At 72.6% G+C, this 14,861-nt stretch carries 12 protein-coding genes; 5 read left to right on the plus strand and 7 right to left on the minus strand.

The window, feature by feature from the left end:
• Positions 1-6 precede the first annotated feature (6 nt).
• The gene (locus LNW72_RS24720; RefSeq protein WP_250977373.1) at positions 7-792 is read right to left on the minus strand and encodes a DUF4253 domain-containing protein; all 786 of its coding nucleotides are present in this window, start codon (positions 790-792) and stop codon (positions 7-9) included.
• Positions 793-956: 164 nt separating this feature from the next.
• Between LNW72_RS24720 and LNW72_RS24725 the strand changes: the two genes are divergently transcribed.
• The 3 genes from LNW72_RS24725 to LNW72_RS24735 all read left to right on the plus strand — a co-directional run bounded on the left by LNW72_RS24725 (position 957) and on the right by LNW72_RS24735 (position 5,207).
• Positions 957-1,535, plus strand: a complete 579-nt coding sequence (locus LNW72_RS24725; RefSeq protein ID WP_308402022.1) for an RNA polymerase sigma factor — start codon at positions 957-959, stop codon at positions 1,533-1,535.
• Between the two features lie 9 nt (positions 1,536-1,544).
• Complete coding sequence (locus LNW72_RS24730) at positions 1,545-2,519, plus strand: hypothetical protein (RefSeq protein WP_250977375.1); 975 nt, start codon at positions 1,545-1,547, stop codon at positions 2,517-2,519.
• A 366-nt stretch (positions 2,520-2,885) separates the two neighbouring features.
• Positions 2,886-5,207, plus strand: a complete 2,322-nt coding sequence (locus LNW72_RS24735; RefSeq protein ID WP_250977376.1) for a HEAT repeat domain-containing protein — start codon at positions 2,886-2,888, stop codon at positions 5,205-5,207.
• Between the two features lie 37 nt (positions 5,208-5,244).
• On the opposite strand, the gene LNW72_RS24740 is transcribed toward LNW72_RS24735, so the two are convergent.
• The gene (locus LNW72_RS24740) at positions 5,245-6,135 is read right to left on the minus strand and encodes a L,D-transpeptidase family protein (RefSeq protein ID WP_374117317.1); all 891 of its coding nucleotides are present in this window, start codon (positions 6,133-6,135) and stop codon (positions 5,245-5,247) included.
• A 221-nt stretch (positions 6,136-6,356) separates the two neighbouring features.
• Between LNW72_RS24740 and LNW72_RS24745 the strand changes: the two genes are divergently transcribed.
• Positions 6,357-7,955 (plus strand): methylmalonyl-CoA mutase family protein, encoded by a 1,599-nt coding sequence (locus tag LNW72_RS24745; protein WP_250977378.1) that lies wholly within the window; start codon positions 6,357-6,359, stop codon positions 7,953-7,955.
• 38 nt (positions 7,956-7,993) lie between these two features.
• On the opposite strand, the gene LNW72_RS24750 is transcribed toward LNW72_RS24745, so the two are convergent.
• From LNW72_RS24750 to LNW72_RS24770, 5 genes are all read right to left on the minus strand, one after another.
• Positions 7,994-8,125, minus strand: a complete 132-nt coding sequence (locus LNW72_RS24750; RefSeq protein WP_138352233.1) for an SCO1431 family membrane protein — start codon at positions 8,123-8,125, stop codon at positions 7,994-7,996.
• A gap of 123 nt (positions 8,126-8,248) precedes the next feature.
• Positions 8,249-9,778: an FAD-dependent monooxygenase gene (locus tag LNW72_RS24755; RefSeq protein ID WP_250977379.1), complete on the minus strand. Its 1,530-nt coding sequence runs from the start codon at positions 9,776-9,778 to the stop codon at positions 8,249-8,251.
• A gap of 80 nt (positions 9,779-9,858) precedes the next feature.
• On the minus strand, positions 9,859-11,004 hold the full coding sequence (locus LNW72_RS24760) for an acyltransferase (RefSeq protein ID WP_250977380.1): 1,146 nt from the start codon (positions 11,002-11,004) through the stop codon (positions 9,859-9,861).
• Entirely contained in the window at positions 11,001-12,371 is a 1,371-nt protein-coding gene (locus LNW72_RS24765) for an alpha-2,8-polysialyltransferase family protein (RefSeq protein ID WP_250977381.1), read from the minus strand. The genes LNW72_RS24760 and LNW72_RS24765 overlap by 4 nt, the downstream gene beginning before the upstream one ends.
• On the minus strand, positions 12,371-13,354 hold the full coding sequence (locus tag LNW72_RS24770) for a glycosyltransferase family 2 protein (protein ID WP_250977382.1): 984 nt from the start codon (positions 13,352-13,354) through the stop codon (positions 12,371-12,373). Before LNW72_RS24770 ends, LNW72_RS24765 begins: the two co-directional genes overlap by 1 nt.
• 187 nt (positions 13,355-13,541) lie before the next feature.
• On the opposite strand from LNW72_RS24770, the gene LNW72_RS24775 reads away from it, so the two are divergent.
• Positions 13,542-14,858 carry a DUF6716 putative glycosyltransferase gene (locus LNW72_RS24775; RefSeq protein ID WP_250977383.1) on the plus strand — a complete coding sequence of 439 codons (1,317 nt, stop codon included), beginning with the start codon at positions 13,542-13,544 and terminating at the stop codon, positions 14,856-14,858.
• The last annotated feature ends 3 nt before the right edge of the window (positions 14,859-14,861 follow it).

Consider the following 14,861-nt stretch of genomic DNA (forward strand, 5'->3'; position numbering starts at 1 on the left):
CCGTTGTCAGTCCCACCAGAAGGACCACAGCCGCTCACCTCTCAGCGCCTCCGCGTAGTCGGGGAAGGGGAAGGTGCCGTCGTTGAGGTGGGAGGCGCCGGTGAGGACGTGTTCGAGGGCGACGTGCGCGGCGTGCTCCGACGTCAGCGGCGGGGAGGCGACGGAGAGGAAGACGGAGGAGCCCTCGAAGCCGATGACGCGGGCGCCGAACCGCGTCTCCCAGGTGCGCAGCAGCGCGGAGAACTCCAGGGCGGGCGCGTCGGACTCCCACCCGAGGAGGGCCGGGACGTCGGCGCTGCGGCGGGTCGGGACCAGCGCGATGTGCGCGATGAAGCGGGTGGTGAAGTAGTGCAGCATCTGACCCACCGTCTGGCGGGCGACCGCGTCCGGCGGGGGCCCCGGGTGCGCGGGGGAGGTGCGGGCGAGGCCGGGCCAGCGGGTGAACGGCGGGCCCGGGTCGTCGAGCAGCAGGGCGACGTCCGCGGGCCGGACCTCGTCGATCGCCGGATGCGGCGGCCGCAATGAGCGCAAATCCTGGTACGACCGCCAGGAATCAGTCATCGTGGCTTCGACGTCCACGCCGTCGATGTCCTCGGTGCGGTGGCCGCGGCCCGTCGCGCACGGCCAGGCCATGAGGACCGGGCACCAGCCCGTTTCGTCCTGCTGTGCCTGGAAGCGGGCCCAGAGCCGGCCGGGAGCGACGACGGGTTCGTAGGAGAGCCACAACCCGGGGGAGTCACCGGGCAGGAACCGGCCGGGCGGAAGGCCGTCGGGGAGACGGGCCAGGGGCATCGGTGGGCTCCATCGGTGTGGGGGCACGAGCTGAGACGGCCGGGGGCCGCCTCCCCCCACAGGAGCGTCCCCGGCCGCCGTCTATTACAGCGTCGCGGGCGCCGGAAGTGTCACCGCGGCGATGGGGCAGGATGGTGCGGGTGTTCGAGGGGGTGGAGCGAGCGGTGGATCTGGGGACCGCGGTCAGTGCCGCGCAGGAGGGCGACGACGCCGCGTTCCGGGTGCTGTACCGGGCGGTGCAGCCACAACTGCTGCAGTACGTGAGGACCCTGGTCGGACCGGCGGAGGCCGAGGACGTGGCGTCGGAGGCGTGGCTGCAGATCGCCCGCGACCTGCCGGGCTTCAGCGGCGACGGCGACGCGGTGCGCGGCTGGGCCGCTCGGATCGCCCGCAACCGGGCGCTGGACCACCTGCGGGCGCGCAGCCGCCGGCCGGTCACCGCGGCCGGTGTCGACGCCCTGCTGCACATGCCGGCCCACACCGACACCGCGGGCGAGGCCCTGGACGCGGTGGCCACCGACCGCGCGCTCGCGGCCATCGCGACACTGCCGCGCGAACAGGCCGAGGCGGTCCTGCTGCGGGTCGTCATGGGGCTGGACGCCAGCACCGCGGCGCAGGTGCTGGGCAAGCGCGCCGGGTCGGTGCGGATGGCCACCCACCGGGGGCTGCGCCGGCTCGCGGAACTGCTGGACGACGAGAGCCGCACCGCGGGTGTGACGTTTTCGGCGGCGAAGACGCTTTGAGGATATGAGATGACGGAAAACCGGCGATGCGACGGACATCGTGACGACGACTGGCTCGACGAGGAGGCCGCGGAGCGGCTCCTGCGCGGCGAGTCCGTCATGTCCGGCGGTGCCGCGGCGGCCCGGCTGGCCCGGCTGCTGACGGCCGCAGCCGCGCCGGCGGCGGCCGATCCGGAGCGCGAGGAGGCGGCGGTCGCCGCATTCCTGACGCGCTGCGACGCGGCTCCGGAGGCGGGCCCCCTGGAAGGTTCCGGCGCTGGTGCCGAGCAGGGTTCAGGGGACTCCGATTTCCTGTCGGTGGTCCGGCTGGGCCGGCCGGGCACCGTGCCGGGCCCGGCACTGACCGCCAGGGCCGGGCGGACCGTAAGGACGGCGGGGGCGCCGAAGTCCCTGAAGGCGTCGGCCGGCGCGCTGGTGGTCGCCATGGCCCTGTGCGCCGCGGTACTCGCCGCGAGTCCCGGCCTCCTGCCGCTGCCGTTCGACGGCGACAACGTCGGTTCCGCGCCGGTGCACGACGGCACCCCGCGCTCCGCCACGCCGGACGGCTCCGGCACCGCGGGCCCGGACGGCGGGTCCTCACCGCTCACCGGCGGGACGGCGGACTCGCCGCCCGGAAAGGGCGCGTCGTCGGAACCGGGGCACGGGACGACTCCGTCCCCCGGCCGGCCGGCCTCGCCCGCGAACCCGTCCGCGACGCCGCCGCCGTCCTCCCACTCGCTCGCACCCCAGGGGACGCACGGGGAACGCGACCGGCAGAACGTGGAGTTGTGCCGTGCCTACATCAAGGCGGGCGGACGGCTGGACGACGCGTCGTCCGACCGGCTGGTGGCGGCGGCGGGCAGCAAGCGGGACGTACCGAAGTACTGCGCGCGGGTACTGGCCGCCGCCTACCTGTCCGGATCCGGCGGTGCCGGAAACGCTGACGGCGGCAAGTCGGGTGGCACGAGCGGCGGTCACGGCAAGGGCGACGGCCGGCACGACTAGGCCCTAGGTTCCGCCGGTTCTGCGGCAACCGTATTCCCGCGTCTCCGGACCGTCTGACCTGCGGGCCCGGAGGAGGCCGGTGACACTTTCCAGCTGGTTGACGCTTTAAGTAATGGGTCGACTGGTCATCGGCCCGGCGGACCCCGGTGCTCCCCGTGCCGGGTGGGTCCGCGCCCAGGGCGCGGCCGGGTGCATTCCCCCTACCCGGCCGCGCCCGCCGGGCGTTCCACGGCGGTGGCCGGAAGTGGCCGGTGGCGGTCGGCGGCGGCCGGTGGCGGGTCCTGCCGGACGGCCGATAACTCCCGGCCGAATGTCCGTGCCGTGGTGCAGACTCGGTTGGGAGAGCAAAACCGGGGGAGGTACGCCATGTTGGCAGGACTGTACGAGATCGACTGGGCGGCTATGGGGCATGCCTACGGATCGGCGGAGGAGGTCCCCGAACTTCTGCGGGGGCTGGCCTCTACGGACGCGGGGGAGCGGGAGGCCGCCCTCGACGCGATGTACGGGGCCGTTCATCACCAGGGCGATGTGTACGACTCGACGCTCGCCTGCATTCCCTTTCTCTTCGAGCTGGTGGCGGATCCGGCGGTGCGGGACCGGGGCCGGATCGTCGTCCTGCTGACCAGCATCGGGGGCGGCGACGAGGTCGCGGAGGAGTACCTGGACGAGATCGTGATCGAGGCCGGGGGCCCGGTCGCGGGAGGTTCGTGGAGCGCGCTGGGGGACGGTTCCGGAAACGCTCCCGTCGCCGGTTCCGGCGGGCGGGGCGACGCGGCGGACGCCCTGGACGACGGGGACATCCTCGGCCTGCTGGACGCCGAGGGGGCCGCGGCCGCCGAGGACGGGGAGGCGGCCGCCTGGCGGGCCAACTACGCGATGGCCGTCACCGCCGTCCGGGCCCAGGCGGAAGTCTTCACCGAGCTCGTCGCGGACCCCGATCCCGATGTGCGGCGCGCGGTCCCGGTGGCGCTCGGCGCGCTGCACGGGGAGACCGCGCGGATACTCGACGTCCTGCGCGACCGGCTGCCGGTGGAGCGGGACACGGAGACCCGGCTGGCCCTCGTCGAGGCCGTCGGCACTCTCGCGCTGCGGCCGGGCGGCCCGGCCGCCGAGGCCGCCGACTGGCTGGTCCGGCTCGCCGGCAACCGCGTCGACGGCCCCGCCGACCGCTCGTCCGACGGCCGGTCGCTCTCCGCCGACCCGGGGCTGCGGCTGGCCGCGCTCGCCCAACTCGCCCGCTGCGCGCCCGAACGGCTGCCGGCGGACATCGTGCCGACCGCCGTCGCCCTGCTCCGCGCGGTGCGCGGCGAGGAGGCGGGCAGCCGGCCCTCCCTGGAGGTGTCCGCCGAGCGCCAGGTGCCCGCCACCTTCGTCGGCCATCTGCGGGAGCTGCGCGAGCGGGCCGAGGCGGGCCGCTCCGCGCCCTGGGCCGCCGACCTGCTCCGTACGCTGCACACCGCGCTCGACGACCGGGTCGCCGACCGCCTCGCGCTCGTCATCGACCAGTTGCGCAGCCCGGACTGGGGCCGGCGGATCGACGCCGTGTGGATGAGCGGCGGCCTGGTGCGCGGCTGGCGCGGCCCGTACGAGGAGCTGGTCGTGCTGCTCGGGCAGCAGCTCGCCGACCCCGAGGAGCGGTTGCGCGACGGGGCCGCCTCGGTGCTGGAGAACCTGTACGAACTGGCCGCACCCGCCGCCGACGCCCTCGCCGCGGCGGTCGCGGCGGATCCCGGGAGCTGGGTCCAGGAGTGGTCGCAGGGGCGGCCGAGCCTCGGCGGCATGGTCAAGACCCTCGCCCGGCTGGGCGACCCGCGGGCGCTGCCCGCGCTGGCCTCGGCCCTTGACCGGCCCGACATACCCCAGGACCTGGGGTTCGCCATCGAGCACCTGGGCGCGGCGGCGGTGCCGCTCGCACCCCTGCTGCGCCGCCGGCTCGCCGAGGTGACGCTGAACGACGAGGAGGCGTACGACCAGGCGGAGCCGCTGCTCAGGGGAGTGGCAGCCATCGCGGCCGCCGAGGCGTTCCCCGAGGTGCTGCGGATTCTGCGCGGGGCGCCGAAGGCCCGCCGGGACTGGCTGCTGTGCTCGGCGATCCGCGCGCTCGCCCGGTTCGGGGACGCGGCCCGCGACGCGCTGCCCGATCTGCGCGCGCTGGTGGCCGACCCCGGCTCCTGTATCGCGCTGGAGGCCGCGTCCGCGCTCTGGGCGATCGAGCGGAACCCCGCGGTCCTGCCGGTGCTGCTCGCGCACCTGGACAGCGACAGCCCGCACACCCGGCGTTCGGCGGCCGAGGCGCTCGGCGAGCTGGGCCCCGCGGCGGCCGGTGCGGCGCCGCGGCTGCGGGAGCTGCTCGCGGACCCCGCGGTGTGGATGCGGGTGGACGCCGCGGTCGCGCTGTGGCGGGTCTCCGGCGAGGCCGGTCCTGTGCTGCCGGTCCTGCGGTCCGCCTGGGCGGAGAACGTGCACACCCGCGCGGTCATCGCCGGCTGTCTCGCGGAGCTGGGTCCGGCCGCGGCCGGCGCCGCCCCGCTGCTGCGCGACGAACTGGCGGCCGTCCGCCGGCACAACAACGAGGGCGACCACTACGGCACGCTCGATGTGTGCGCCGACGAGAAACTGCTCCGGGCATGCCGACGGGCCCTGTCCCGGATATCCGGAACAGAGCCCGTCGTGGACGGCGGCCACTAGGTCCTGTGGACGGACCTCACGTCAGGCCGGCCCGGGGTCACCAGTAGACGACGACCTTGTCGCCGGCCTTGACCTGGTTGAAGAGGGAGGCGATGGCGGCCTTGTCGCGCACGTTCACACAGCCGTGGGAGGCGCCGGCGTAGCCGCGGGCCGCGAAGTCGGACGAGTAGTGCACGGCCTGGCCGCCACTGAAGAACATCGCGTACGGCATGGACGTGTGGTAGATCGTCGAGACGTGGTCACGGCTCTTGAAGTCCACCTTGAACTGGCCCTCGCGGGTCGGGGTGTACTGGGAGCCGAAGCGCACGTCCATCGTGGTCTGCACCTTGCCGTCGATCACCCAGGACAGCGACCGGGAGGTCTTGCTGATGCACAGCACGCGGCCGGTCATGCAGCGCGGGTCGAGCTTGGCGCTGGCCGGCTGGGTGGTGGGCGGGTACATCGCCGCGTGCGTCGGCTGCTTGGTCACGCCGCGCAGCTTGGTCCAGGTCTGCGCGGAGACACTGCCGGTCATCGGCAGGCCGTAACGCTCCTGGAAGTCGTTCACGGCGTTCGCGGTGACCGAGCCGTAGGTGCCGGTGGGCGTACGGCTGAACAGGTTGAGCTGGCCCAGCCGGGCCTGCAGCTCACGGACCTGCGTGCCGGTGGAGCCCTGCTTCATGACGGCGGGCACGACCGGGGGCTTGGACGTGGTCGCGGAAGCGCTGGGGGTCGTGGAGGGCGAGGCCGATGTCGAGCTCGACGCCGAGGGCGAGGGTGAGTCACTCGGGCTCGCGGAGTCGGTGGGACTCGCGGTGGTCGACGCGGCAGGCGTCGGCTTGGCGCCCGAGGTGGGCTTGTCCTGCGGGCCGCAGCCCACCAGAGCCGCTGCCGCCAGAGCGGCCACCACGATCGCTATCGGAGTTCTCTTCGTACGCAAGACAGTCACCCTTTGCCCCCCAGAATCTGCAGTTACCCGGCTAGACACTCCACCCGCCCGTGCAGTTGCACGGATCCGGAGCAAGACTGTTTCGTGACATCGGAGAGACCGGACTGTGAGGAAGGTCCCAGCCCGGGCCCCTCCACGGCTCGCATGCCCGCAACTACAGTCCGTGCCGGAGACAGGATATTACCCACCAGTAATGCGACACTGATGCGGAGGCGTGAACCATGGCGCGCGAGACGGACACCGCCCGGTCCACCGAGAGTGGACTGCCCATCGAGCCGGTCTACGGGCCCGCGGCGCTCGACGGCTGGGATCCCGCGGAGAAGCTCGGCGAGCCGGGCGCGTACCCGTTCACCCGCGGCGTCTACCCGTCCATGTACACCGGCCGGCCCTGGACCATGCGGCAGTACGCCGGGTTCGGCACGGCGGTCGAGTCCAACGCCCGCTATCAGCAGCTGATCGCCAACGGCACGATGGGCCTGTCCGTCGCCTTCGACCTGCCGACGCAGATGGGCCACGACTCGGACGCGAAGATCTCCAGCGGCGAGGTCGGCAAGGTCGGCGTCGCCATCGACTCCGTCGACGACATGAAGGTGCTCTTCGGGAACATCCCGCTGGACAAGGTGTCCACGTCGATGACGATCAACGCACCCGCCGCGCTGCTGCTGCTGATGTACCAGCTCGTCGGCGAGGAGCAGGGCGTCCCGGCCGACCGGCTGACCGGCACCATCCAGAACGACGTGCTCAAGGAGTACATCGCGCGCGGCACGTACATCTTCCCGCCGAAGCCGTCGCTGCGGCTGATCGCCGACATCTTCAAGTACTGCCGCACCGAGATCCCGAAGTGGAACACGATCTCGATCTCCGGCTACCACATGGCCGAGGCCGGCGCCTCGCCCGCGCAGGAGATCGCCTTCACGCTCGCCGACGGCATCGAGTACGTCCGCACCGCCGTCGCCGCGGGCATGGACGTGGACGACTTCGCGCCCCGCCTGTCGTTCTTCTTCGTCTCGCGCACGACCATCCTCGAAGAGGTCGCGAAGTTCCGCGCCGCCCGCCGGATCTGGGCGCGGGTGATGCGGGACGAGTTCGGCGCGAAGAACCCCAAGTCGCAGATGCTGCGCTTCCACACCCAGACCGCCGGCGTGCAGCTCACCGCGCAGCAGCCCGAGGTCAACCTCGTCCGCGTCGCCATCCAGGGCCTGGCGGCGGTGCTCGGCGGCACGCAGTCGCTGCACACCAACTCCTTCGACGAGGCCATCGCGCTGCCCACCGACAAGTCGGCCCGGCTGGCGCTGCGCACCCAGCAGGTGCTCGCCTACGAGACCGATGTGACCGCGACCGTCGACCCGTTCGCGGGCTCCTACGTGGTCGAGACGATGACCGACGAGGTCGAGGCCCTCGCGCTGGACCTGATGCGGAAGGTCGAGGACCTGGGCGGCGCCGTCAACGCGATCGAGCACGGCTTCCAGAAGGGCGAGATCGAGCGCAGCGCGTACCGCATCGCCCTGGAGCAGGACGCGGGCGAACGCGTGGTGGTCGGCATGAACCGCTTCCAGCTCGACGAGGAGGATCCGTACGACCCGCTGCGCGTCGACCCGGCCATCGAGGCCCAGCAGGCCGCGCGGCTGGCGACGCTGCGCTCCACCCGGGACCAGGGCGCCGTCGACACGGCGCTGGCGGAGCTGCAGGAGGCGGCCCGGGGCACGGACAACGTCCTGTACCCGATGAAGGACGCGCTGCGCGCGCGGGCCACGGTCGGGGAGGTCTGCAACGCGCTGCGCGAGGTCTGGGGGACGTACGTCCCGACCGACGCGTTCTGAGCCGGCCGGCCGGCCGTGCTCAGCGGACCGGCCGCCGGTCAGAGCAGGTGGAGCTGCGTGATCAGCATCGCCACGACGATGCAGAGCGTCCAGCCGACGATGTGCTCGACGATCTTCCGGCCCTCCTGGGGCCCGCCGGTACCGGTACGCGCCGCTGCGATCTCCGCCATTGCCAGTCCTGTCGTCCGCCGATGAGAAGCCCCCCGCAGCTGCCCAGGATGCGGGGGCCTTTCGCCCGCTGTACAGGGGCAAACTCACCTTTATGGCGGATCGTGACCCATTTCACCGCAGGGTCAGCCGGTGAAGCGGGCGAGGTACCCGGCCACATCGGCCGGATCCTCGGTGGCCAGGCCGAGATAGCCGTCGGGACGGACGACGAACAGGCCGTCGCCGTAGACCGCGTACGCGCTGTTCGCGCCGTGCTCCGGGGCGTCGTCGATCCGGTGCGCGTGCACCAGGCCCGGGTCCGCCTCCGGGTCCGCCCCCAGGCCGGGCGGCAGCTGGGCGGTCCCCAGGGCGAGCAGGGTGAAGTGCGGGCCGCGGAACAGGTCGAAGAGCCGGCCGCCGCCGGCCAGCGGCGCGTCCGGGGCCCGGTCGCCCGCGCGCGGCGCCTCCTCGGGCAGCGTTCCCCCGGGGAGTGCGGCGGGCCGGAGTTCCCGGGTGAGCGGCCCGCCGCGGTAGTTCAGCTCCAGGCCGTGGGTGTCGGTGCCGCGCTGCCGGGCGCCGGTGTCGTCGCCGTCACGGGTCGCGCCGTGCAGCCGGGTGCTGAGGCCCAGGACGTCGGCGGCGATCGGCAGCCGCTCCTCCTCGTAGCTGTCGAGGAGCCCGTGCCCCGCACCGTGCCGCAGCACCTGGCCGAGCTTCCAGCCCAGGTTGTACGCGTCCTGGACGCTGGTGTTCAGGCCCTGCCCGCCGGCCGGCGAGTGAATGTGCGCGGCGTCGCCGGCGAGGAACACCCGGCCGACGCGGAACCGGTCGGCCATGGCCGCGCTGGGGTGGAACGCGGAGGACCAGAGCACCTCGTGGACCTGCTCGGCGCCGATCGGGGTCCGGGCGGCGATGAGCGCGCGGATCCCCTCGACGGAGCCGTCCGGCTCGGTGCCGGAGTCCGTGTACTGGGCGAGCAGCTGGAAGTGGTCGGTGCCGGCCAGCGGGCACAGCATGACGGTGCCGCCCGCCGCCTTGGGCCAGACGTGCCAGTGGTCGCGGTCGATGCCGCCGAGGAGCAGATCGGCGATCAGGATCGGGTGCGGGTCGATGGTCTCGCCGGTCATCCCGACGCCGAGCGCCCGGCGGCCGGTGCCGCGCCCGCCGTCGGCGGCCACCAGGAAGCGGGCCCGGACGGTGCCCGCCGTGCCGTCGGGAAGGGCCAGCGCCGCGTCGACCCCGTCATCGTCCTGGGTGATGCCGGTGAGCGCGGTCCCGAACTCGACGCCGCCGCCGAGTTCCCGCAGCCGCTCGTGGAGGATCTCCTGGGTGCGCCACTGGGTGAGCATCCAGACCTCGCCGTACGGGGACCTCGGCGTCGGCGCGAAGCGCTCCAGCAGGTCCCACTCGCCGAGCCGCCGGTCGTCCTGCCAGCCCATCATCAGCGGGTACGGTCCGCCGGACGCGATGACGGCGTCGATCACGCCGAGGTCGTCGAGCACCTCCAGGGTGCGCGGCTGCAAGCCCTTGCCGCGGGATCCCGGAAAGAGCCGGTCCGACTGTTCGACGAGGCGGGCGGATATCCCCCGGCGGGCCAGGTCGACCGCGAGCGCCAGACCGGTGGGGCCTGCTCCGGCGATGAGTACGTCCACGTCCTGGACGCTGTTGAGTGCCATGCGGACAGCGTGTACCGGTCGGGCCCGAGCTCCAAGACCCCACGCCCTACCGGTACTTGGGCATATCCATCAGGGCGCGGTCAGCGGACGGGAGCTTTCGGGACCATCGTCAGAAAGCGCTTGAGCCGGGGCGCCAGCGGACGTTCGACAAACCGGTGCAACAGCCACGCCAGCACCAGCATCGACGCGCCGGTGAGCGGCAGTACCGCGTACGACGGCATGTGCAGGCGCTGGTGCAGCTGGAAGATGACGACCCAGCCCAGGTGTTCATGGACCAGGTAGAAGGGATAGGTCAGGATTCCCGCCGTCGTCAGCCAGCGCCAGTCGACGCCCGTGACCCGGGGCAGCAGGGTGACCGCCGCCACCGCCGCGAAGCCGAGGGTCACGATGAGGATGATCACCGACTCGGAGCGGTGCTGGAAGACGTGCGCGGCATGCGCGTTCGGTATCAGCCCCTTGACGGCGTAGTGCTGGCCGAACAGCCAGCCGACCGCGACGACACCCCAGGACAGCGGGTCGTTGCCGAACCGGTAGACCAGGTAGATCCCGATGCCGCCGATGAAGAACGGCGCGTACTCCGGCATCAGCACGGTCTTGAGGAACGCCTCGCCCGACGCGTCGGCGAGCACCGCGCCCACCGTCCACAGCCCGCAGAACGCCAGCACCCGGCGGCGGGTGGCGCCCGGCCACACGACGGCCAGCGCGAACAGCAGATAGAAGCGCAGTTCCGCCCACAGGGTCCAGCACACACCGAGCACCCGGTCCGCCCCGACCGGCATCTGCAGCATCGTCATGTTGGTGAGCAGATCGCTCGGCGACACCGTCTTCCAGACGACGCCGGGCAGCGCGAACACGGCGGTGACCAGCAGGACGGCCGCCCAGTAGGCCGGGTACAGCCGGGTCGCCCGGGAGACCGCGAAGCCCTTGAGGGTGCGCCCCCAGCCGCTCATGCAGATGACGAACCCACTGATGACGAAGAAGATCTGGACGCCGAGCGGCCCGTAGACGGCCACCTTCGACAGCTCGGGGAAGACCAGTGCGGGCGTCTGCCCCCAGGCCTTCCAGGCATCACCGCCGCGCCCCGCGTAGTGGTAGAAGCACACCATGAGCGCGGCCACGAGCCGCAGCCCGTCGAGCGCCCGCAGCCGGCCGGCCCGCGGTGCGGCGGCCGCCACCGCGTCCGGTGCGGGGTCCTGAGCGGTGACCTGCTGGAGCTGGAGACTCATCCGATGGCAGCCTTCTTCAAGGCGCGTGCGCGGCGGGCGACGCGACGGAGCAGGGGATTGCGGGGCAGGAACGCCAGCTGCGCCGGGACCACGCCCGGCAGGGCCAGCGAAGCGAGCCGGCGGCGCTTGAAGTACCGCCAGGTACGGGCGTTCAGCTGCTTCGACAGATAGGCGACGGTCTCCTCGCGCAGCTCCGGGTACAGCTCGGCCCGCATGCAGAACCCGACGGCGCGCAGCAGCGGCGTGAGGTCCCCGGCGATCCGTTCGGGGGCCGGCGGGGACCAGGTGCGGACGGCTTCGGCGTCGTCGAGATCGGGCAGCAGGGAGTCGACGATGGTCACCGGGACGCGATTGCTGTTCTGGTACGGCGACAGCCGCTCCAGCAGCATCTCGGTACCGGTCCGCGCCACCGGGATCCCGTAGAACGCCGAGGCGGTGAGCAGCGCCGTCGAGTAGCAGCCGACCACCAGCGCCGGACGGGCCCGCTGGTACAGCACCTCGGCCAGCACGGGGGAGTCCAGCACGGTCAGCTCCACACCGAGGGCGGCGGCTTCCCGCTCCAGCGGCTCCGACCAGTGCGCGGGCGCGATGGGGTGCGGCTTGAAGACGATCCGCCGGTGCCCGAGGGCCGCCGCGCCGCGCAGCATCCGCAGGTGCAGCTCCTCCTCCTCGGCGGCCGTGAGGATCCCCAGCGCGGACAGGTACTGGCCGAGCAGCAGCGCCGCGTCCTCGGGGACCGCGGACAGCTCGGCCTCGTCCTGCCCGCCGCTCGCGTCGGCGAGTTCCGCCAGCACCTTGGTGAACTCCGCGGCGGGCACGATCCGCGGTTCGATGCCGTACTCGGTCAGCAGCAGCGGCCGCAGTCCGGTCACCAGGTCGAGGTGCAGCAGCTGGTTGATGCGGGTGGTCACCAGCGGTTCGAGCTTGTCGCGGGTCGGGCCGTACGACATCAGGCCGTCCGCGTAGACCTCGATCGGCGCGGCCGGGAAGAGCCGGACCAGCGCGGCGGCGGGCTTGACCTGAATCGACTCGACGATCAGTGCCACATCGTCGTCACCGAGGTCCCACAGCATCCGCAGATACCGCTCCCACATCGGGACGTCCTCCGGCCGCGGCGCCCAGTCGCTGGGGTGCATCGGCGCGATGGTCTCGTTCCACGACAGCACCCGGTCGAACCTGCCGCGCAGCGCACCGAAGCCGGGGGCCTCGTCGACGGCGGGCGTGGTCTCCGGAACGGCGGAGTTGTTGCTGATCAGCAGCAGCCGCCGGTCCGCGGGGCCGAACAGCCCGGCGTCCAGGGCGGCCGCGATGGTGGCGGCGCCGTACAGCGTCGACGCCACATGGATCTGGGTGCGTGCGCGGGCCATCAGGCGGCCACCGTCCCGGTCGAGGAGGCGAGCCGCCTTCGCAGGCGGCGGAGCGGGACGCTGCGGTCGACACCCATCGAGTCCAGCGCCTCCATGAGGATGTCCTGCGGCATCCGCTTCAGGGCGGCGGCGCTCATCGTCTTCAACTGGCGTGCGACCTGCGGTTCGAAGCGTTCGATGGAGTTGAGGTGGTGGGCGATGATCGCGCAGTAGGTGCGGACCGCCTTCGGCAGGAAGCGGTCCGCGTCCCGGTCGGCGGCGGTCTCGGCGAGCACCTGGTCGAAGGAGCGGATGAAGTCCAGCTGGCGTACATCGCCGATCTGGGTGAGCGAGGTGGCGATGCCGCGCCGGTAGAAGACCCCGAGCAGGCCCACCACCGCGAAGGACGCCGCCTCCCGGTGCAGCCGCCAGATCCACGGCCGGTCCTCGGCGGTCCGCAGCCCGTCGGGGAAGTGCAGCAGCCCCGCGTCGGCGAGCCGGCGGTGGTAGATCCCGGCCCAGGCGAAGGGATAGTCGACGGAGGTCGGCCGGGCGGCGGGCAGGATCGCCTCGCGCGGGTTCAGCACCACCCCGCGACGGCCGTGCGGCACATGCGTGATGACGCGGACCCGGTCGGTGCACTGCACATGGTCGGTACGGACGAAGTCGGTACCGAGCTCCTCGATGGCCGCGAGCAGCTGGGACAGATAGCCGGGGGCCAGCCAGTCGTCGCCGTCGAGGAAGGTGAGGAACTCGCCGCGCGCCACGTCGATTCCGGTGTTGCGGGCGGTGGCCAGGCCGCCATTGGTCTCGCGCGCCACGAGAACGGAGCCGGGAAGGGTGCGTGTCGCCCGCTCCAGGATTTTCGGTGTGTCATCCGTAGAACGGTCGTCGACCAGGATGAATTCGAAATCCGGACGGGAGTTCGCACGAAGACTTTGGAGCATGTCGGGTGCGAATGCCTGCACGTTGTAAAACGGCACAATGACGGAGAGCTTGACCACCTGCTGAACGTTAGGGGCCGACCGGACTCGGCGGCCGACATTGCGCGGACCCTCGGGTGAACGGCACATGTCGGGACCATGAAGCAGCCGCCCCTTAAGCATGGTTGGGCAATTCGCGGCACGCTGTTTACCGTCCGTTGGCTCAACGTTGGAACGCTGCTCGGAACGGATTCCTAGCGTCTGCGTCGTGCAGAAAAGTTCTTCCGATCCGTTGCGGATCACCGTTCTCGCCGATTCGGACACCCGTTGGAAATGGGGTGCGCTGACAGCGCGCCGTATTTCACCCGATGTCCGGCTCGATGCCCGTCTGCTCCGTGGCCGGGCCACTCCGACGAGCCGCCAGCTCGCCGAGATCGGCATACCCGCGGAGTCGATGCGCGAGGTCACCGCCGCCGAGTTCCTGACCGAGGCCGGCCACGGCCGGGCCGCCGGGGGCGGCTGTGACGTCGTCGTACTCGCCTGTGTCGGCGGCACCGTCCAGGCCATGCTGCACGGACTGGCCCGCGCCTGGGAGGGCAGCGCCCACCGTCCGGTGGTCGTCACCGGATACGTCGGCGTGGTCTACGAGAAGCTCGCCGACGGCCTGCTGCTGCGGGCCGGCGCCGATGTGGTGCTCGCCAACAGCGCGCACGACGCCCGGCGGTTCCGCGACACCTACGCGGGTGTCGGCGCGGACACCGCTGGCATCGTCGAGACCGCGCTGCCGTTCCTGGAGGGCGCGCCCTACCGGCCGTCCGACGAACGGCCGTTCACCGTCACCTTCGCCGTGCAGCCGTCCGCACCCGAAGGGCGCACCGACCGCACCTACCTGGCCCGCCGCGCGGTGGAGCACGCCCGGCGGCACCCGGAGCGCGAGGTGCTGGTCAAGCTGCGCAGCAAGCCCGGCGAGCACACCACGCACATCGAGGAGCACCCGTACCAGAAGCTCGTCGCCAAGCTCGGCCCGCCCGACAACCTGCGGCTGGTCTACGGGCACATGGGCGAGGTGCTGGACCGCACCGACCTCCTGGTGACCGTCAGCTCCACCGCGGCCCTGGAGTCCCTGCACCGCTCCATCCCCACCGCCGTCCTGACCGACCTCGGCATCCGCGAGGCCCTCGGCAACCACCACTTCCTCGGCTCGGGCTGCTTCGCCTCCTGGGACCAGCTCGACGAGGGCCACGTCCCGCGGGCCGACGCCGACTGGCTCGCCGCCCAGGGGGTCGCCGCGCAGGACCCCTTCGGGGCCCTGCGTGAGCGCGTCACCACCCTTGCCGCGGCCGGCGAACTGCCGCCGCCCGCGCCGTACTACACCCTGCTGACCGCCCCCGGCTATCTGCCCGGCGTGCTGGCCCGGCACGGCCTCGACGCCAAGGGCGAGCCGCTGCCCGGCGCGGTCGCCGAGCGGGAGCCCAGCGCCCTGCGCCGGGTGCTGCGGGACGCGGCGCGCAACTCCGCACGTACCGCCTACCGGCAGGGCGTGCAGCGCGTCGCGCCCGTCATCCGCCGCTGGGGCCAGCTGTGACGA

Origin of the sequence: Streptomyces sp. RKAG293 (assembly GCF_023701745.1) — a bacterium.
GTDB lineage: Bacteria > Actinomycetota > Actinomycetes > Streptomycetales > Streptomycetaceae > Actinacidiphila.